Raw genomic sequence first — 20,112 nt, forward strand, 5'->3', positions numbered from 1 at the left:
GGTATGGATGGGCAGGAATATCGTTTGCTGAAATATTTTATTGCAAACGATTCACTAACAGTAACCGAATTAACAGCACAGTTTCAAGTCTCAAAAAGAACTATGCAAAAATATATTAAGGAATTGAATGCTGATCTAGAAGGAATTGCAGAGGTACGTGATAATCAGCAACGTTTTTATTTGAAAATATATGACTATAATCGGCTAACTTCCCTCCAAACTGGATTTCTTAAACAATCACTTGATTTTAACGATCCACAAAAACGGCAAGCGTTTATCATATTAAAATTAATTCAAGCTGATGATTTTATTATCTTAGACGATTTAGCCGAACAGTTAGTTATTAGTAAAGGGACTTTGAATCGCGATATTCGTGATTTAAAGCAAAGCTTGGTGAAATATCATGCGAGAATCACCTCAATAACCAATAAAGGAATTCGTTTGGTCGTCAAATATGATTATGATTACGGATTATTGTTGCTTAATTTTGTTTATGATTACTATCCATTATCAACGGTGCTGGCAGATGAGCGTGATAAGTTTGTGATCGAAGGATTGATTCGGCGATTGGATGCCACAGAGCATACAGTAACTTTGATTGAAAAGAATCTGATTATTTTAGCGGTGCTTTTTGAACATAAACGACGCTTAAAAATGCCGATTCCCCTGTATCAAGAACTGATTAGTACAAAAAAATTGGCACCGTTGATCCAACAAGCAGAAAAATTATTAAAAACGGCGTTGACGGAAACTGAAAAGGCCTTTCTCTGTTATCCCTTAAATATTAAATTGACTAATGTAACGGACAAAGAAAGGTTAAATCAACGTTTGGAATGGATTCAGCACTTATTTGCTAATGTCCAACAAACGATTCAACAGACGTTAAATAGTCACTTGAACTTTGATCATGTTTTTATTCAGATCAGGTATCATCTTTTATTCATGGTTAATCGGATTATTTTTAAGGCGCAAACGGAGAATTTATTAAGCAACGAAGTGATCGAGAAGTATCCAGTAGCGCTTGAATTAGCTTTGTTGACCGCGCGAAGCTTAGAACAACAGCTGCATTTAAAAATTCCTGAAGTTGAAAGTAATTATTTGACGATCTATTACCAGATGGAAATTGAGGAGCAGCACCATCGCCAAGTTAATAAAAAAGCAGCAATCGTTGGACCAGTCAGTCGAAGTATTAAAAAATTCATCATGCATCAATTGAATGATCTGTTTCAGGATACGATTGAGATCGTCACCTTTATGAGTGTGCTGGAGTTACAACAAACACAGGAACATTATTTAATTGTTTTTTCGAATCAACCGATTCAGCTTGATGATCCTTCTACTCCGATCGTACGTTTGAATAGTGCGTTTCGCACTGATGAATTATTGAGTAAAGTACAAACCGCACAAGTAGAAGAAGCTATCAATCAAGGCTGGTGCCACTTCAGAATTACGCGTTTGAATGCACAATTAGGCTATTTGAAAGGCACCGAAACCTTGATCAAACAAGAAATAGCACGCGGGCAATTAAATGCAACGTTTTTAACCGATTGGTATCAACGTGAAAAACAAACTAATAATATTTTTGAAAATAAAATTGCGATTCCACATATGATCGATCATTCTGGTGCCAAACGAATTTTATTAACGGTGGGTATTTTTGATAAGATTGTTGCCTATCAACAACGCCAGGTGCAGTTGATTTTTCTAATTGGTATTCCAAGTCAATTGGATCCCCAGATCAATCGGGCGTTATCGCAAGTTTATGATTTGATTTTCACCATATCGCGGCATCAAAATATTTACAGCAATTTATTGAACTACAACGATCAACAATCGCTTGCGCAGATAACGGAGGGGATTTAATATGCTAATAATCGGTCTTTTCCTAGTGAGCGCGTTTTTATTACAAGGTGCATTAGGATTTATCCAAATTAAGAATTTCACCAAAAATTTTAGTGAACTTAGAAAACAAGGGCGTGTTCTCATCGGCAAAAATCCTAAAAGATTTAATTCGGGGAGTTTGATGCTAATTTCAATTGATGATCAGGGTCTGATCAAGGAAGCACGCATCATGAAGGGGGTCACGATTTTTGCTAAATTTAAATCATTACCTCAGTTAGCAGGTAGCTATTTGCCAGTAGTGGCTGCTGATTATGATGAATTACATCATTTTGATCGTTTGACACGGCAATGTTTATTGAATGCATATCGCAATTATATTGATTTTAAAGCAGGCAAACTTTCTTCAGATGCTTATGATACCAGTGTTAATGTCTTTTCAATGCCACTTTTTGTAAAGATTCAACAAGTTGGGCTTAATGTGACAACAACGGTTAAACAACGTTATAAAACTTTTAGAAATGGGGATTGAAATTAATGAAGTATATTACTGATTTTGCCTCAGGATTCATGGGGCTCTTCCAAACTGGTGGTAAAACCTTTATTGGTTGGATGTCATCAATCGTACCAGTTGTGCTGTTATTATTGGTTTTAATGAATACGATCATTGCCTTTTTAGGTGAAGAACGTATGAATAAGTTGGCGCGGGCCTCGTCACGTAATGTGGTGACCAGATACCTGATTTTACCATTTCTGTCGGCTTTTATGCTTGGTAATCCGATGGCCTTTACCATGGCGCGCTTTTTACCTGAATTTTATAAGCCGAGTTATTATGCGGCGCAAGCACAATTCTGTCATACCAGTAATGGGGTTTTCCCGCATATCAATCCTGGTGAATTATTTATTTGGTTAGGAATTGCGCAAGGAGTTCAGAAATTAGGCTTAAATAGTATGGATCTGGCGATTCGCTACATGTTAGTCGGTATTGTTATGAACTTTATTGGTGGTTGGGTAACTGACTATACAACGGCTTATGTTTGCAAGACTAGCGGTGTTGAATTATCTAAAGAAATTAAATTAACGACTAACGCTGACGAAGCGGCAGCGTAATGGAGGGATAATAATGACGACTTGGAATAGTATTCGGATTGAAAAAGGTTCTGGCGGTTGGGGCGGCCCATTGATCATTACGCCAACAGAACAAAAGCATAAATTTATTTACGTGACGGGTGGCAATCGTCCAGCAGTAGTTGACAAAATTGAAAAATTAACTGGGATGAAGGCGGTCGATGGTTTTAAAACTTCTATTCCAGATAATGAAACCGCTTTAGCAATCATTGATTGTGGAGGCACCCTACGTTGTGGAATTTATCCTAAAAAAGGTATTTTAACTGCTAATGTTTTGCCAACTGGTAAAAGTGGCCCCTTAGCTAAGTACATTACACCTGAATTATATGTTTCGGCAGTTGGTGAGAACCAAGTTAGTGCTATTGGCGCAACTGAAGCTGCACAAGGACTTGAAGAAAATGCGGCTAAGACAGCCGAAGAGGATGAGGCCACTCAAGCGACTGAAGCAAAATATGATAGTAGCAAAACGATCACACAACAGCTAAATCACACAAGCTTTATCGCTAAGATCGGTATCGGTGCCGGCAAGGTCGTTGCTACCTTCAACCAGGCAGCCAAGGATTCTGTACAAACAGTTATTAACACAATTATTCCGTTTATGGCCTTTGTTGCTTTACTAATTGGTATTATTCAAGGCTCTGGTATCGGTAAGGTTTTTGCCAAAGTAATGTCCCCATTGGCCGGTAATGTTTGGGGGTTAATGGTCATTGGCTTTATCTGTTCGTTACCATTCCTCTCACCATTACTAGGACCTGGAGCGGTTATCGGTCAAATTATTGGGACTTTAATTGGGGTTGAAATTGGCAAAGGCAATATTTCACCACAATATGCCTTACCAGCATTATTTGCGATTAATACGCAAAATGCTTGTGACTTTATTCCAGTTGGCTTAGGACTTGAAGAAGCTGAGTCTAAAACGGTTGAGGTTGGGGTGCCATCGGTGCTGTATTCTAGGTTCATTAACGGGGTTCCACGGGTTTTTGTTGCTTGGCTAGCAAGCTTTGGCCTTTACGCGGGCAAATAAGCGTCATAAGAGAAATTGATTATGCGGGGTGAATTTGATATGGTTCAAGATATTAATCAGAAAATTGTATTTGCAACAACGGTTCAAGAAATTGGTCAGGAAGCAAGGGACTTTAGTGAAATAAAAATGGCGATATTATTTGGTGATGAGGCTCCGGATGCCTTACGCTCATCCTGCTATATTATTAAGGTAAAGCCAGTTCAAACGCAGATCACTGCGCAAATGCTTTTGCAAATCGACGATGAGTGTTATCCGATCACTGCGGTAGGTAATGAAGTACAGACCAATTTAAATAATTTAGGTCATATTGCCATTAGCTTTACTGGTGCCGTAAATGCTGAACTACCAGGAACATTATATGTTGCGGATCGGCCCTATCCAGATATTCAAGTTGGTAGTAAAATTTACATTAAACAAGTAAATTGACGAGGTTTTAATATGAATATACAGGCAGTTATTTTCGATATGGATGGGGTTATTTTAGATTCAGAGCCCCAGATCATTGAGGCTAAACAACAGGTTTTGCATAAGTATGGCATCGATCAACCTGAAACTTACCATTACAAGTTTATGGGGATGTCCTTCCAAGCTATCTGGCAGCAGATTCAACGCGAATTAAATTTACCAGTGACTTGGCAGGAATTGTTGGATGATTATTTTGCTAAGTATCAAGCCTTGATTGCCCAATCTGCACAGCACCCAATTACGGGTAGTGTTGAGTTGGTGAAATCACTGAATCACGCCGGTTACAAATTAGCGTTAGCCTCATCGTCACCAATCGCTGATATTCAACGAACATTAGATAATTTTGGTATTACGGATTGTTTTGCGACAGTTATTTCAGGTTATACGTTAGCACATCCGAAGCCGGCACCAGATATTTTTCAAATGGCCATGCAGCAATTAAATGTTATGCCTGAAAACAGCATTGTGGTGGAAGATTCAATGAATGGTATCAAGGCTGGTCTGGCAGCTGGTGCACAAGTGATTGGTTATAATGATCCGCGCTACTATGCGCAGCGTAAAGTAGCTGATGTGCGGTTAGTCACTAAAATGCAACAGATACAAGAATTATTGTTACCACGGGAATAATACTTGACTGGGACCGATATAATAGTTGAGGCTGTGGTCGTTGGCCGTTCTAGTAATAAAACCAGAATTTATTCTGGCGAGTCAATAATTAGTTCGTTGACGGAATAGAACTCAATGTAGGCAAATTGAATAGTTTAGGTGAAGAGATCTACTAAATAGAATTTTATTTAGTAGGTCTTTTCCTATAGAAAAATTTGGTTGGGCTAGATGTTCGCTAAAATTATTTAGAGGCCTTAAATGAAGTGTGCTATTATTATTTCGAGTTGTCATTATTAAAAATGAAACATAGTCGGAAATTGGTAAAGTCGATTATCCCCCTAGGCTACACACTCGGCTAAAGCGTGTTATGGACGTAACATGAAAACGTTTGTATGCTAAGGTAGATATATAACAAACGATAATGGAAGCGGTGATTATTATGGATGCAACTGCAAGACAGATGGCGATTATTGAGATTATGAAAGTAGAACATTCCGTTAAAATTTCATTATTAGCAGATAAAATGAATGTTACGCGTGAGACTATTCGAAGAGATCTAAATCTTTTAGAAGAACGTAAAATGGTTAGGCTTGTACGTGGTGGGGCAATACTGAATATTCCTAAAAATGAAACCTCGTACGAGAAAAGATTACGTGTTCAGAGCAAACAAAAAGAAGAAATTGCGGCCACATTTTGTAATTACATAGAGGAAGGGGATACGATCTATTTGGATTTTGGCTCAACTTGCTTAGCGGTTGCCAAAAAAATCAAGCAATTTAAACATTTGACAGTCATTACCAATTCCCTGCCTATCATTAATGAGCTCTACAAGTCTAAAAACATTCAGTTGTTTGTTCTTGGTGGAATGGTCAAACGAAATGAAGGCTCTTTTTTTGGCAAAGAGGCGCAGAATAATTTAAGCTCATTCAACATTAACGTTGGTTTTTTTAGTGGTAGTGGAATTGATGTAAATTTTGGTTTGTCTAACCACAGTATGGGTGAATCGGACTTATCACGGGAAGTTATTAAGCATTGTCAGACTGTTGTCGTTGGCATCGACCATACTAAATTTGGCACTGTACTACCGCAACGAATAATTTTGATTGAAAACATTGATTTGCTCATTACGGACTTTGTAGCGGATGATAAAGTACTTGAGCAGCTGAAGAACAAAACACGCCTGGTACTAACTGAGTAAGAAAAATAGTGGCTGCTTATGGAACGTAGGCAGTTGTTGATCTAAAAATAATGATTCTAATTAAGCTTATCCTTGACGAAATATTGAGGATAAGCTTTTTTTATAGGCTCGATAGTCTTAATAATTAAATACTAAAAAAGTTTCCAAATAGCAGGTCAAATATTTATGGCCCTGGCAAATGGAAATAATGTTTTTAAAAGTTATATCACGTACATAAATAAATCTATATAGCTAACCTAAAAGTTCATTCTAAATCAAGTGCTTTGATCACTTTATCAATAACTGCATCTTCACCAATATTTGTTAAAAATGGGAGCCCATTAATAACGGGAACACCAACATCTTCAGTATATTTTGCGGTTGTAATAATCAAATCGTATTCAGATGCAATGGAAGGAATCTGGGGAATGGAAGTCTGGGTAAAAGATAATTCTTTTAAATTGATACCACGATCTTTTAAATCATCTTCTAATGACGTCCGTGCAACTGTTGATGTAGCAATTCCTGATCCACAAGCGACTAAAATTTTTTTCATAATAATTATCCTCTCTAAAAGTGACTGTGTAATTAACGATTGATCTAATTTAAAACAACATCCTTAAAAGTATCCGTTAGATCCGCATATAGATCGGCCTTGCTCGTATAAGTGAGCATTTTGTTGAGATGGTGCTGATCCTGGACGATACTCATTAATTTTTGCAACATTGTGACTTGGCCATGGGGCTCTGCAATTGCCAACATAATTATGATGGAAACTTTTAAGGTCGTAGTGGGATCGCCCATATTATGGAACTCAACTGGAGAAGCCAGCGTCATGACACCTAGTGTTGAGGTATTAACATGTTCTGAATCAGCGTGGGGAATAGCAATCTCAATGTCACCAGTAGGAAGTCCAGTTGGATAGATTTTTTCACGTGCTAAAACGGCGTCTTTAAAGCTATCCTTAACGAAATTATGATTGGCTAATTGATCTGCCAAAAAAGATAATGCGCTTTCATTATTTTGAAAAGATTTGTTTTGAAAAATTAAATCGTGATGAATAAGTGTCATCGTTATACATCTCCCAAAAAACTTAATTTACTGACAAATCAATATTAACCTAATCAGCTTATTAATGCAACATTTAAACTAAGATAAATAAGCGTTTAAACGATAAATGCAAAAAATATTAGACAATTATATTGCAAAACGATTTTTTTGTGTTATTGTATGAATGTAGCAAGCGCTAGTATGGGTGGTGAATCAGGATGGATGCGACAGCAAGAAAAATAGCAATTATTGAAATTATGAAAGAACAACGTTCTGTAAAAATTTCATTATTAGCGGAAAAAATGGATGTTACTAGAGAGACTATTCGGCGGGATCTAAGCAGCTTAGAACAACGTAAATTGATACGTTTGATTCGGGGTGGGGCAACATTGAATATACCCACAAATGAAACTTCATATGAAAGACGATTACGTATTCAAAGCAAACAAAAAGAAAAAATTGCTGCCGCATTTTGTGAATATTTAAAGGAAGGAGACACGGTGTACTTAGATTTTGGTTCAACTTGCTTAGCAGTTGCCAAAAAAATTAAGCAATTTAAGCACCTAACTGTAATTACCAATTCATTGCCTATTATTAACGAACTATATAAATCTGAAAATATTCAGCTATTTGTTTTAGGTGGACTAGCTAGGAAAAATGAAGGGTCCTTTTTTGGCAAAGAAGCACAGAACAACTTGAAAGCTTTCAGTATTAATATTGGATTCTTCAGTGGGAGCGGCATCGATACAAGATTCGGCCTATCCAATCATAATATGAATGAATCTGATCTATCAAGAGAAGCAATCAAACATTGCCAGACAATTGCAGTAGGTGTAGATCATACGAAATTTGGAACGGTATTACCACAACGAATGATAGCTATTGAGAATATTGATTTATTGATCAGTGATGTTGCTGATAAACAAATAATTACAGATTTATGTAGTAGGACAGCGTTAATACAAACAAAAAATGAGGTGAGTTAGATGCAAGTTATACAATATATTGTCAATCTCGGTGCTCCAGTTATGATCCCAATTGTTATTTTTATTGTAGGACTTTTATTCGGTAATGGCATTGGTAAGTCGCTGCGCTCAGGTATTTCAATTGGTATTGGTTTTACTGGGATTAATTTGGTTATTTCACTATTGACTAATAATTTGGGTAAGGCGGCCGAAGCAATGGCCAGTAACTTTCACATGGGATTGAGTGTCATTGATATTGGGTGGCCTGGTACTTCGCCAATGGCGTGGGCTTCTAATATGGGATTGATTGCGATTCCGATTGCTATTTTAGTTAATGTGGTGATGTTAGTAACACGTATGACTAAAGTTGTAAACGTTGACATTTGGAATATTTGGCACATGGCCTTTACTGGTGCGATCGTTCAAATTGCAACTGGCAGTTATGTTTGGGGAATTGTTGGTATTTGTGTTCATGCCGCGATCGCTTATAAACTAGGTGACATCTTTAAGCCGGTTACGGATGGTTTCTTTGGACTTGAGGGGATCTCTATCCCGCATGGGACTTCAGCCTATATGGGTATTTTCGCCAAACCAATTGATGATCTCATCGAAAAGATCCCTGGTATTAATAAAATTAATATCACTGCAGATGTTATTGAAAAGCGTTTTGGTGTTTTGGGACAGCCCTCGATTATTGGTGCATTTTTAGGCTTCATCATTGGTTTGTTAGCTAAATTTGGTGTTGCCAAATCACTACAATTAGCCATTCAAATGGCCGCAGTAATGGTCTTAATGCCAGTTGTTGTTAAGTTTATTATGGAAGGGCTCATTCCGATCTCACAGTCGGCTAAGAAAATCATGGATAAAAGGTTTAAAAATAGTGATTTTACCATTGGGATGGATCCAGCCTTACTTTTAGGTAATTCTGATGTTATTGCTGCTGGTTTGTTATTTGTTCCAATTACTTTGTTGGTGGCAATGATTGTGCCAGGTAATAAAATTTTACCGTTTGGTGATTTAGCAACTATTGGCTTCTTTATCGCGATTGCCACGGCTGTTCATAAGGGAAATATTTTTCGAGTATTGATTTCTGGATCAGTTATCATGTTCATTACAATTTGGATCTCAAATCAAATGTGGACGATTCAAGATAAACTTGGTCGTGCAACTGGCTTGTTAAAGGCTGGTAAGAAAGTTTCATCGTTGGATCAAGCAGGTAGTCCGATCACTTATTTATTAACTAAGGGTATCTCAATGAAAATGACGATCGGTTTCTTCGTTATCTTGATTCTTTTTGTAGGTGCGTTTGCTTATACCTATGTTGCCTACAAGCGGAACAGATTATATGTCGAAGATACTGAAGAATCTAAAAAATAGTAAAAAATTGTAAGCGCTATAAGGGGTGTAATTTTATGTCAGTAGAAAAAACAAATTGGTTAGAAATTGCAGGTAAAGTTTATATTGTAACTGGTGGCTCTTCGGGTATCGGTAAAGCAATTGTTGATGAATTATTAGCTGATGGCGCAAAAGTTGTTAACGCTGATTTGAATGATGACGAACGTCAAAATGATAATTATCTTTTTGTGAAAACGGATGTCACTAATAAAACGGATGTTGCAAATGTTGTCGCTAAAGCTAAAGCGCATTTTGGCACAATTGATGGCTTAGTTAACAATGCTGGAATCAACATCCCTCGTATTTTGGTTGATCCGGTTGACCCTACTGGTAAGTATGTTATCAGTGAAGAAAATTATGACAAGATGTTTACTGTTAACGTGAAGAGTGTGTTTCTAATGTCTTCTGCAGTTGCTAAAGTGTTAGTCGAAAAGAAACATGGCACGATCGTAAACATGTCATCTGAATCAGGATTAGAAGGTTCGCAAGGTGCCAGCATTTATTCAGGAACTAAAGGGGCAATCAATGGCTTTACTAGAGCGTGGGCTAAAGAATTAGGTCAGTATAATGTGCGTTGTATTGGTGTCGCTCCAGGTGTTTTAGAAGCAACCGGATTAAGAACTTTATCATATGAAGAGGGCCTAGCCTATTCGCGGCATAAAACCGTTGAACAATTACGTGCGGGTTATGCTAATACTTCAACGATCCCGTTAGGTCGCAGTGGTAAATTAGCCGAAATTGCAAATTTAGTTGCTTATTTCTTGTCCGATCGTGCAGGGTACATGACTGGGCAAACAGTCAATGTTTCTGGCGGGAAATCACGTGGCTAATTACTAAAACTTAAGGGAGTCTAAGGAAATATGAATAAAGAAAAATACAATCATTTAGAAGCTTTATCAACAAAGGATGGCATTATTGATGCGTTAGCAATCGATCAGCGCGGATCACTTAAAAAAATGCTGGCGGCCGGGAATCCAGATACTAAGGCTAATGGTTATGATATTATCAAGTTCAAAACCGCTATTTCGGAAGAGCTAACGCCTTATGCTTCAGCTATTCTTTTGGATCCTGAGTACGGGTTACCAGCTGCTAAAGCGCGGCATAAGAATGCAGGTCTGTTAATGTCATACGAGAAGACGGGCTATGATACAACACAGCCGGGACGTTTTCCGGATCTTTTGGAAGATTGGTCGGTTCGCCGACTAAAGGAATTAGGTGTCGATGCGGTTAAATTTTTACTTTATTATGATCCAGACGAAGCCGAAGAAATCAATAATCGTAAACAGGCATTTGTTGAGCGAGTCGGAGCAGAAGCTGCACAATATAATTTACCCTTTTTCTTGGAATTAGTTTCTTATGATGCCAATATTGAGGATGCCAAAAGTGAAAAATACGCAAAAGTAAAGCCGCATAAAGTCATTGAGTTGACCAAAGAATTCTCTGATCCTAAATATGATGTAACCGTGCTTAAAGTTGAAGTTCCGGTGAATATGGCATTTGTAGAAGGCTATACCAGTACAGGGGTAATTCCACTTTATACTAGAGCAGAAGCACTTAAATACTATAAAGATCAAAGCGATGCAACTGCGCTACCATTTATCTTTCTCAGTGCTGGTGTAAGTAATGAATTATTTTTGAAGGAATTGAATTTTGCTAAGGAAGCTGGCTCTACATTCAATGGTGTTCTATGTGGTCGTGCGACTTGGAAGCCTGGGGTGGTTCCTTTTGCCAAAGATGGTGAACAAGCTGGTCGTGATTGGATGAAGACTGAGGGCAAGAAGAACATTGAACGTTTAAATGAAGTTCTTGCTAAAACAGCTTCTTCTTGGAAAGAAAAAATCAAATAATAATCGTGAGTGTCATAATATTGCCATATTCAACCTGATTTAAAATGTTGATATTGTGGGATATATGGCACTTTTTTTGGAGGCCAAAATAATGATATTAACGGTGACAATGAACCCTTCGATCGATGTATCTTATCCACTTAACCATTTAAAAATAGATGATGTTAACCGGACTACAGAAGTCAGTAAAACTGCGGGCGGTAAGGGCTTAAATGTTTCGCGAGTTATTCAGCAATTAGGAACCAAGATACTGGCGACAGGAATAATTGGTGGTTTCTTTGGACAATTTATTGAAACTAAATTATCTGAGGATCATATTGAGCATAATTTTTATAAAATTGATCAGGAATCTAGAGAATGTATTGCGATTTTACATGATGGTGGCAATCAAACAGAGATACTGGAGTCAGGCCCTGTTCTTAGTGAAGAAGAAAAGAATGCTTTCTTAAATCACTATAATGATTTATTGGCGCAGTCCTCATTAGTGACTATTTCAGGCAGTTTGCCAAGCGGAGTCAATCCAAATTTTTATGCCCTAATGGTTCGATTGGCCCATGGAAAAGGAAAAAAAGTGTTACTAGATACATCTGGTGAGTCCCTAAAAACGGCATTATTAAGTCAGGAAAAACCAGATTTAATCAAGCCAAACGAAGAGGAACTTCAGCAATTAATTCCCATTGAGCTAAATATTCATAATCCCGAATCATTAAAGGCAGCCCTTTCCACACCGGATCTAAAAGATGTAGAATGGATTTGTGTTTCTTTAGGGAAGGCAGGTGCTTTTGTTAAACATGGTTCCACTTTCTATTCGGTCAGCATTCCAGCCATTAACGTGGTCAATCCCGTTGGTTCTGGCGACGCAACCTTAGCGGGTTTAGCAGTGGCCATTGATTCGCATCAAAGCGATGAAGTGATTTTAAAAACGGCAATGACGACCGGAATGTTGAATACGATGGAAAGGCAAACTGGCTTTATTGATTCAGATAAATTTGATGAATACTTTAAGAAAGTTCTGGTGACACAGGTATGAGTGAAGAAGATGCGACTTTGGTACAAATTGAAAATGATGATCTAAGCGTAACGATTTCAACCTTAGGGGCTGAATTACAACGTATTTACAGTAAGAAATATGCCTTTGACTATTTATGGAACGATAACAAGCGCGGTTATTGGAAACGGCACGCACCGATCCTTTTTCCATTCATTGGTCGTTCAAATCAAGATCAGTATTTAGTTAATGGGGCAACGTACCCGATGTCACAGCATGGTTTCATTCGTGATCACGTTTTTTCTGTTGTTGAAAAGGGTAGCGACTACGCAGTATTAAAATTTGCGGCAACAACCGAAACGAAAAAAATATATCCTTTTGCATTCAGTTTTTCAGTTCGTTATACTTTGAGTGGCAGTGGGCTGCAAGAGACCTTCACTGTCGCTAACGATGATGATAAGCCATTATCATTTTCATTAGGGTCTCATCCTGGGTTTAACGTCGAAAACGATCTTGCGCAATATCAACTAATGGTTACTAAGACTGATACGAACACGCCATTAAAACAATTTGAAATCGGCCCTGTTCCTTTTCGTGACGGTAAAGTCGTGCCGTTTGCGGCGGCCACTGCTAATAATGAGATCGATCTGAGCCATCAGTTATTAGATGATGGTCTGATCATATTGGCCAACCAGGATATTCAACAAATCAAATTACAATCAACTTCGACGAAGCGGCGGGTTACGCTGTCATTGGCGGACTTTCCTTACATTGCACTTTGGAGCCCAGAGAAGAAAAATGCACCATTCGTCTGTATCGAACCATTTGCAGGATTACCCGATGAATATGGCCAACCAGGCGATATTTTCAAAAAGTTAGGCAATAATACACTAGCTGCAGGTAAAAATCAGCAGTTTAGTTATCAGCTTACCTTTGAATAATCTAGGCTGTGTTTGGGAAATAATGCAGGGTCGATTTCAGCCTAAATATGGTTGAAAAAACTTTGCAGTGCTGCAAGCAAAATTATGATCAATCAGTAAACGCGACCATTCTCTAATTGGGAAATTGCTAAATATGAGGGGGATAAATAATGACCGAGTTTTTTTTCATTCGCCATGGCCAAACCATTACTAATCAAGAAGGACGAATCAATGGTGCCCATATTGATACACCATTGACCACGGCCGGAATTAGTGGTGCGCAAGCCGCTGGCAAAGTACTGCAACAGGTTCATTTTAATCAAGTTTTTGTTAGCCCACAAAAGCGCGCGCAAAAAACGGCGCAATTGGTATTGGCAAACAATATGACTAAAAAACTACAAATAGTTGATCTACTGCAGGAATTAAACTTTGGTGATTGGGAAGGTCGCTTAATTGCCGACGGTAAACTTGATCCTGCTGTTAGTCGTTTCTTTAATGATCCAGAAAATTATGATCCTAGTAGTTTTCATGGTGAAACTTTTTCAGAAGTAGTCGCGCGGGGACAACATTTTTTGCAGCAGGTGATGACTAAATTTCCAACGCAGCGCGTTTTAGTAGTTGGCCACGGGACAATGTTGACCTTGATGATTCGTTCGGCATTGGGTGCAAGTATTGGTGAAATTATGACCCAACCCAAGCTCAGTAATGACAGTATTAGTGTGATGCGTGGTGGGATAGACACTGATTTTGTGTTGGAACGCTGGAATGATACTAGCTTTTTACCTGCTATGACTAAAGCCGCTGACTATTAGTGTTAACGGGAAAAAGTGTTTAATTTAGTACTAAATGAAGCATTGAAAGAGGCAAGTGTGTTCACAGTGAGTGAATAGACCTGCCTCTTTTAATGGACCTGTTATTGTTCGGTTAAAAATCAAAAATATCTTTGATTGCTGCTAACGTTAATTGCACTAATTTCTGGTTTGCTGCACCAATAATCTCACCATGGCGACTTCGAAAGTCGAAACCATGTAATTGTTGAAAAAGTAACATTCCTTTTACATCTAATTTGGGGTCAATGATTTGTTGGCGAAACAAGTCATTTTTTCGAATGGTACTGGTGATCGGGATAACCTGAACCAAAGGTGTTGCTTGATTATATTCTGTAGCGCTAACAACGAGATAAGGGCGCCGAATATTATTTGTTTTGGGATCATGGCCACCCGTTTCATGACCTGAATGGGGTTCAAAGTCTAGCCAAATGAGATCGCCTTGCCGCCCGCAATGATCGCCGCCAAGAGATCGAGACCATCACCCGCGAACTCAAATTACTGACTAACGAGCTAGATATTCCGATCATCTTATTTTCGCAGCTGAACCGGGAGCTGGAGAAGTGCCTTGATCGTACACCGCAGCTAGCCGATTTGCGCGAATCTGGCAGCATTGAACAGGATTCCAATGCCGTCAGCTTTTTATACCCTGTAAGTAATGATGAAGCATCCAAAAACGTGCGGCATTTAAACCTGATTTTCCGGAAAAACCGTTCCGGCCGTTTAACTGAGTTGGCCTTCAATTTCATTCCCGCCAAAATGCGTTTTGTGCCGCAGTTAGTCATGGAGACACCAGTGGCCATTATTGATCCGCAATATGCGCACCAATGATTGCGTTGTAGTGTTAGCAGCGCATAAGTGGCGTGGTAAATTAGAGCAATTGCTTGATTGTGATATATCAATTTAGGAGATAGTTAAATGGCAGCATTCAATGGGCCACTGTTCGGCCCATTACCACATGAATTAGTTCAGCTTGATTTTTTAGGTCGGCTCCTACAAGGTACCGAAAATAGTTATTGCTTAGGAAAGTTTCGATATTACGCCAATGATGCAGCTGAGTTTCTGCAGCTTCTACAATTTCTTTGTCAGAATCAGGCCAGCGCGCCGGGTATCCTGCGGCTATTGGGTGCAAAAAGGATTTAAGAACGGGGGGTGAATGAAAAGTGAAAATTGCTCAGGCAGGGATAGAAAGTGGGGTTTAATAAATCTAAAAATATAACTTTTCTTAGTTTAGGCAAGTCATGCACTAATCAATTAAATAATATTTAGTTTGGAATATCAGTGATAAAATTGATGACAAAGAATTTGGTTATCCTTTTAGATGGTGATTCTGGTTTATCATTAATTCGATAAGAACGTAAAAAATCAGATTAAGGAAAGCTATTATCCATGATTTAAAAAATTATGTAAAATGGCGTTTTATTGTTAAAATGGTGATTATTATTTCGTGTGTAGATCAGATAATTCAAAAATATATGCTTGACTTATTAAAAAAATACGCTACTATACTAAGATATAAGCACTTTAGATTAATATAAGATTAAAATTTAAGGGAAGAGTAGTCTTTTAACAACGTTAGACAGCAACCATTGATGATGAGAGAATGGAACGGTAATTTAGACGAATATGAACCCTATGTAATTAATGTTCAGTGCAAGCTGATCATTCGTAAGGATACGTTATAATTCCAGACATTATTTGTGTTGATGAGGTGTGAGTGGCAATACTCACATAAAAGAGGATGGTACCACGAAAGGCTTCGTTCCTGTTAAATCAGGAGCGGAGTCTTTTTGTTTGTACTTAGTTCTTTAAATTACTATAAGATGAGGCGATTGCTTTGGTAGAACAAAAAAAGCGGTATTGGTTGGGAATTGATATTGGTGGAACGTTTACAGACTTTGCATTATATGATTCAGCATCACAGCAAACCTACGACCAAAAAATTCTTACTAATACAGAAAATCCAGCCAATGGGATTATAGATGGATTAAAAAAATATGAAAAAATGGGTATTGATTTATCAAAAGTAGATTATTTTATTCATGGTATGACAATTGGACTCAATACTTTACTTCAGCGTAATGGTTCGAAACTTGCGCTATTTGTCAGCAAAGGGTTTCGCGATATTTTAAATATCCAGAGATTACGTTTACCTGTGCCCTATAATTTTTATTCACGTTTACCAGATGCACTTATTCCTAGAAGAAATGTTTTTCCAATTAAAGAACGTATTTTAGCAGATGGAACGGAAAAAGATAAAGTTAATTTTGATGAGGTAGATGTTGCGATGAAACAAATACAATTATCTAACTTAAATGGTGTAGTAATCAGTTTTCTACATAGTTATTTAGAACCTAAACATGAGTTAGCTGTAAAACAATATATAAATAAATATTATCCGGATATTGACGTGGAATTGTCGTCAGATATTAGCAATGAGATTGGTGAATATGAGCGGACAATATTAGCTTGTATTAATCTTTACATTAAAAATAGCGTCCAAAAGTATTTAAACACTTTAACTCAAAAAATTGAGCAAGAATCAATCGCCACCATACCTCTAATTACCAAGTCTAATAGTGGTATTACAAATGTGAGCAATGCAATCAATCGTCCTGTTGAAACTCTATTTTCGGGGCCTGCTGCAGGAATACTTGGTGCCAGTAAAATAATTAAAAACGCTCGTGATCTTAATGCAATTACGGTAGATATTGGCGGGACAAGTGCGGATATTTCAATAATCGAAAAAGGGAACACTATTTTAACAACAAGTAATGAAATTAACGGTTTCCCGATTAATTCACCAGCAGTCTTATTGTATTCAATTGGTGCTGGTGGCGGGTCATATGCTTGGTTAGATAATGGCGGTATGCTGAAGGTGGGCCCCTCTTCGGCTGGCTCTACTCCTGGACCAGCTGCATATGGAACGGGAATGAAGCCTACACTTACGGATGCATTTATCGTTTCGAACTATCTTAATCTGGATTCTTTTGCAGGTGGTGGAATCAAACTTGATGTAAATCGATCAATTAATGCAATTAACAGTATTGCAAAAAAATTGAAGATTCAAACGAAATCTGCTGCAAGTAAAATTGTTGATGTTGTAATTGCTAATATGACAACCGAGTTAAGCAGCATTCTAAGCCAACGCGGAATTGATCCACGTGATTTTTCACTTATATCTTATGGGGGTGCGGGACCTGTCCTTGCCAATTACTTGGCCGAAGAATTGGACTTGAAAAATGTTATTTTACCTAAATCACCAGGAACATTATGTGCATTTGGGGCTCTGTATGCTGATTATGTTTTTAATGATAGTGCAGTATATTTTAAACGCCTAAACATAATAGATAAATCTATTAAAAATATACTTGATAAGCTAAAGATTAATGCAAAAAAATGGTTAATCAAGCAAAACGATCAACGTTTGCAACAACCTGAATTAAAATATTTTATTAGTGCTCGTTATGTAGGACAAACACTACAAATTGAGGTACCAATAGATACTATGTGGGTTGAGCAGACTGATTTATTTAAAAATAAAGTTACTACTCTATTTAATCAAATATATTTAAAAACATACAATCATAACTTACCAGAAGAAGATATTGAATTAACAAAAATCTCCGTTATTCTTCGTGGGCGTACACCTAAACCGAATATTAATAAGACCAATAAGAATGGAGTGTGGAACTCTGAGAATATAGGTAAGCGAAGTATTACCCTAAAAAACAAAGAAATTTCTGTCGATATCTACAATCGTGATCAGCTTACTGTTGGTCAAAGTATTAGTGGCCCAGCTGTTATTGATCAAAATGATACCACAATATTAATTCTTCCATTATGGAAAGGGACTGTTGATGCACAATTAAACTTAATTCTAGAAAGGAAATTATAAAATGGCCGTAAATGATGCAGCGCAACTCGAAATTCTTAGAAATTATTTTAATTCAGCCGTAACGAATATGGGAAATGTAATTGAACGTACTGCTTTTTCAACTTATGTACGAGAATCTGCAGATTTTGCTACAGCGTTAGCTTCGCCTACTGGTGAATTTTATTCATATCCGACTACTGTCGGTGTGACTATTTTTCTAGGTTTAAGTCTTGAACGAGCGATTAAAGAGGTTGGAAAAATAGAAGAAGGGGATATTATCATTACTAATGATCCCTATAGGAGTAATGGATTAGCAACTCATTTAGTGGATATCAATGTTTTCAAACCTATATTTTATCATCATCAGTTAGTATCGTATTCTTGGACATTTGTTAATGTCAGTGATGTTGGTGGTAGTGTACCCTCAAGTTTATCTCCAAATTTAACTTCAATTTTTCAAGAGGGGTTTCGTATTCCCCCGATGAAACTTTATCATAAGGGAGTTCCTGATCAGAATGTATTGAAATTATTGGCTGCAAATACTCGCACTCCGCGTTTGAATTTAGGAGATATTGATGCGATGGTTTCAGCCGTCAATACGGGTGAAAAATTGCTACTTAATATTATTGATAAATTTGGTGAAGTTTCAGTACTCCAGGGTATGAATGATTTGATGAATCAAGCAGAGAATCGATCAAAAAGCGTGATAAGCGAAATAAATGATGGCGTATATGAATTTTCGGATTATATTGGCGATGATTTTGAATCCAATGTGCCAGTCAGATTAGCAGTGACAACAACAATTCATGAAGGAAAAATTGATCTCGATTTCTCTAATTGTGATCCCCAAGTGAAAACTGCGTTTAATATTATGACGAATGGTGAGAAGAATTCATTTTTATTGCAAGGATTAATCAATTTTATTATTAGTAAGGATCCATACATTCCAATAAATGGTGGGATCATGCGGCCTATAACTGTTAATATGCCAAAAGGGACACTTGTTAATCCCAATTTTCCTGCACCAGTTGGAATTAGACATACGATTGCAATGCGCATGTATAATGTGATTTTGGGATCACTACTGGAGGCAGGCGTTAAAGCAATTCCTGCGGCCGGTGCAGGTCAGGCTGCCATTGTGGTTCTTCACAATAATTCGACCTCATCAACTCGAAAAAATAAGATGGCCGTTGTGGAACCAATTGGTGGTGGCGGTGGTGCAACCTCGATAAGTGATGGCATTGATGGTATTGATCATGCTTCTGGATTTTTAAAAAATACACCAATTGAAGTACTCGAACAAAACATGGATATTCTTGTACATGAATATGAATATATTGAAAATACTGCTGGCGTTGGACAATATCGTGGAGGTAATGCAATTTCTTTAAAATTTGAGATTGTTCAGCCGGCGGCCGTTATAACTGCTCGTGGCATAGATAGAATGAAATTTCAGCCATGGGGTGTTTTTGGTGGTCACGCTGGGCAAATAGGCAAACTATTTTTAAATGAGAATGGTCAAAATAAAAGAATTGAAAAAATCAGTGTTTTACCGGTTAAACAGGGAAATATCATCAGTGTTGTTTCTCCGTCAGGTGGTGGATACGGAAATCCATATCGGCGTGCAATTAATGAAGTTCTTGCAGATGTTGCAAATGATTTGTTAACAGTCAATAATGCTCGAGAATGGTATGGTGTTGTAATTGAAAAACAGGCTAGTGGTTATGAGATAGATGTTGATGAGACTAAGAAAATTAGGAATAAGATTATCTTGGATGATAGCGACATAATCTGGGAGTTTGGTCAATATCGAGACCAATATGAAAAGCGTTGGACTTCATCCATAAGTAGCTATACTGCTGTTGCCTTACGGACAAGAGTTCCTGTTGAATTAATCTCTGATATCAAACACGAGATGCATAATTTTTTTCAGAATCAAAAGAATCCGCTGTCAATTGATTCGATTGATAAGTATTTAGCGAATAAAGGATTTTAAAATTAGAA

20 protein-coding genes and 1 pseudogene are annotated in these 20,112 nt (G+C 37.6%); 18 read left to right on the forward strand and 3 right to left on the reverse strand.

All coding sequences use genetic code 11. The features are described 5' to 3' along the window. The first annotated feature begins 3 nt into the window (after positions 1-3). The 7 genes from FFM78_RS02430 to FFM78_RS02460 all read left to right on the forward strand — a co-directional run bounded on the left by FFM78_RS02430 (position 4) and on the right by FFM78_RS02460 (position 6,260). On the forward strand, positions 4-1,863 hold the full coding sequence (locus FFM78_RS02430; RefSeq protein WP_137636846.1) for a BglG family transcription antiterminator: 1,860 nt from the start codon (positions 4-6) through the stop codon (positions 1,861-1,863). A gap of 1 nt (position 1,864) precedes the next feature. Beyond that, entirely contained in the window at positions 1,865-2,371 is a 507-nt protein-coding gene (locus tag FFM78_RS02435) for a transcriptional regulator GutM (protein ID WP_137636847.1), read from the forward strand. A 5-nt stretch (positions 2,372-2,376) separates the two neighbouring features. Continuing rightward, positions 2,377-2,949: a PTS glucitol/sorbitol transporter subunit IIC gene (gene srlA / locus FFM78_RS02440; RefSeq protein WP_137636848.1), complete on the forward strand. Its 573-nt coding sequence runs from the start codon at positions 2,377-2,379 to the stop codon at positions 2,947-2,949. A 13-nt stretch (positions 2,950-2,962) separates the two neighbouring features. Then, positions 2,963-3,991 carry a PTS glucitol/sorbitol transporter subunit IIB gene (gene srlE, locus FFM78_RS02445; RefSeq protein ID WP_137636849.1) on the forward strand — a complete coding sequence of 343 codons (1,029 nt, stop codon included), beginning with the start codon at positions 2,963-2,965 and terminating at the stop codon, positions 3,989-3,991. Between the two features lie 21 nt (positions 3,992-4,012). Continuing rightward, positions 4,013-4,417, forward strand: a complete 405-nt coding sequence (locus FFM78_RS02450; protein WP_223876983.1) for a PTS glucitol/sorbitol transporter subunit IIA — start codon at positions 4,013-4,015, stop codon at positions 4,415-4,417. A 12-nt stretch (positions 4,418-4,429) separates the two neighbouring features. Then, positions 4,430-5,083: an HAD family hydrolase gene (locus tag FFM78_RS02455; RefSeq protein ID WP_137636850.1), complete on the forward strand. Its 654-nt coding sequence runs from the start codon at positions 4,430-4,432 to the stop codon at positions 5,081-5,083. A 418-nt stretch (positions 5,084-5,501) separates the two neighbouring features. Beyond that, the gene (locus FFM78_RS02460; protein WP_171001820.1) at positions 5,502-6,260 is read left to right on the forward strand and encodes a DeoR/GlpR family DNA-binding transcription regulator; all 759 of its coding nucleotides are present in this window, start codon (positions 5,502-5,504) and stop codon (positions 6,258-6,260) included. A gap of 244 nt (positions 6,261-6,504) precedes the next feature. Here the strand turns inward: FFM78_RS02460 and FFM78_RS02465 are convergent, their stop codons facing one another. Both FFM78_RS02465 and FFM78_RS02470 read right to left on the reverse strand, forming a co-directional pair. Then, positions 6,505-6,795, reverse strand: a complete 291-nt coding sequence (locus FFM78_RS02465; protein ID WP_137636852.1) for a PTS sugar transporter subunit IIB — start codon at positions 6,793-6,795, stop codon at positions 6,505-6,507. Positions 6,796-6,839: 44 nt separating this feature from the next. Further along, positions 6,840-7,310 (reverse strand): PTS sugar transporter subunit IIA, encoded by a 471-nt coding sequence (locus tag FFM78_RS02470; protein ID WP_137636853.1) that lies wholly within the window; start codon positions 7,308-7,310, stop codon positions 6,840-6,842. A 197-nt stretch (positions 7,311-7,507) separates the two neighbouring features. Between FFM78_RS02470 and FFM78_RS02475 the strand changes: the two genes are divergently transcribed. The 7 genes from FFM78_RS02475 (at position 7,508) to FFM78_RS02505 (ending at position 14,216) form a co-directional block, all read left to right on the forward strand. Beyond that, entirely contained in the window at positions 7,508-8,275 is a 768-nt protein-coding gene (locus tag FFM78_RS02475) for a DeoR/GlpR family DNA-binding transcription regulator (RefSeq protein WP_137636854.1), read from the forward strand. Next, the gene (locus FFM78_RS02480; RefSeq protein WP_137636855.1) at positions 8,276-9,631 is read left to right on the forward strand and encodes a PTS galactitol transporter subunit IIC; all 1,356 of its coding nucleotides are present in this window, start codon (positions 8,276-8,278) and stop codon (positions 9,629-9,631) included. It abuts the gene before it with no gap. A 35-nt stretch (positions 9,632-9,666) separates the two neighbouring features. Further along, positions 9,667-10,479, forward strand: a complete 813-nt coding sequence (locus FFM78_RS02485; RefSeq protein ID WP_137636856.1) for an SDR family oxidoreductase — start codon at positions 9,667-9,669, stop codon at positions 10,477-10,479. A gap of 30 nt (positions 10,480-10,509) precedes the next feature. Then, positions 10,510-11,496 carry a tagatose 1,6-diphosphate aldolase gene (locus FFM78_RS02490; protein WP_137636857.1) on the forward strand — a complete coding sequence of 329 codons (987 nt, stop codon included), beginning with the start codon at positions 10,510-10,512 and terminating at the stop codon, positions 11,494-11,496. 91 nt (positions 11,497-11,587) lie between these two features. Further along, positions 11,588-12,526: a hexose kinase gene (locus FFM78_RS02495; protein ID WP_137636858.1), complete on the forward strand. Its 939-nt coding sequence runs from the start codon at positions 11,588-11,590 to the stop codon at positions 12,524-12,526. After that, a complete protein-coding gene (locus tag FFM78_RS02500) occupies positions 12,523-13,425 on the forward strand; it encodes an aldose 1-epimerase family protein (RefSeq protein ID WP_137636859.1) in 903 nt (300 codons plus the stop codon). Before FFM78_RS02495 ends, FFM78_RS02500 begins: the two co-directional genes overlap by 4 nt. Before the next feature lie 149 nt (positions 13,426-13,574). Next, positions 13,575-14,216 carry a histidine phosphatase family protein gene (locus tag FFM78_RS02505; RefSeq protein WP_137636860.1) on the forward strand — a complete coding sequence of 214 codons (642 nt, stop codon included), beginning with the start codon at positions 13,575-13,577 and terminating at the stop codon, positions 14,214-14,216. A gap of 112 nt (positions 14,217-14,328) precedes the next feature. On the opposite strand, the gene FFM78_RS02510 is transcribed toward FFM78_RS02505, so the two are convergent. Continuing rightward, complete coding sequence (locus FFM78_RS02510; protein ID WP_137636861.1) at positions 14,329-14,664, reverse strand: type II toxin-antitoxin system PemK/MazF family toxin; 336 nt, start codon at positions 14,662-14,664, stop codon at positions 14,329-14,331. A gap of 29 nt (positions 14,665-14,693) precedes the next feature. Here FFM78_RS02510 and FFM78_RS02515 point away from each other — a divergent pair. From FFM78_RS02515 to FFM78_RS02530, 4 genes and pseudogenes are all read left to right on the forward strand, one after another. Next, positions 14,694-15,062 (forward strand): annotated as a pseudogene (locus tag FFM78_RS02515) (DnaB-like helicase C-terminal domain-containing protein); the annotation flags it as partial. Between the two features lie 87 nt (positions 15,063-15,149). Next, entirely contained in the window at positions 15,150-15,374 is a 225-nt protein-coding gene (locus tag FFM78_RS02520; RefSeq protein ID WP_137636862.1) for a hypothetical protein, read from the forward strand. Between the two features lie 694 nt (positions 15,375-16,068). Continuing rightward, positions 16,069-18,129 carry a hydantoinase/oxoprolinase family protein gene (locus FFM78_RS02525; protein ID WP_137636863.1) on the forward strand — a complete coding sequence of 687 codons (2,061 nt, stop codon included), beginning with the start codon at positions 16,069-16,071 and terminating at the stop codon, positions 18,127-18,129. 1 nt (position 18,130) lies between these two features. Next, a complete protein-coding gene (locus FFM78_RS02530; RefSeq protein WP_137636864.1) occupies positions 18,131-20,104 on the forward strand; it encodes a hydantoinase B/oxoprolinase family protein in 1,974 nt (657 codons plus the stop codon). Positions 20,105-20,112: the final 8 nt, after the last annotated feature.

It is taken from the genome of Loigolactobacillus binensis (genome assembly GCF_005405165.1).
Classification (GTDB): domain Bacteria; phylum Bacillota; class Bacilli; order Lactobacillales; family Lactobacillaceae; genus Loigolactobacillus; species Loigolactobacillus binensis.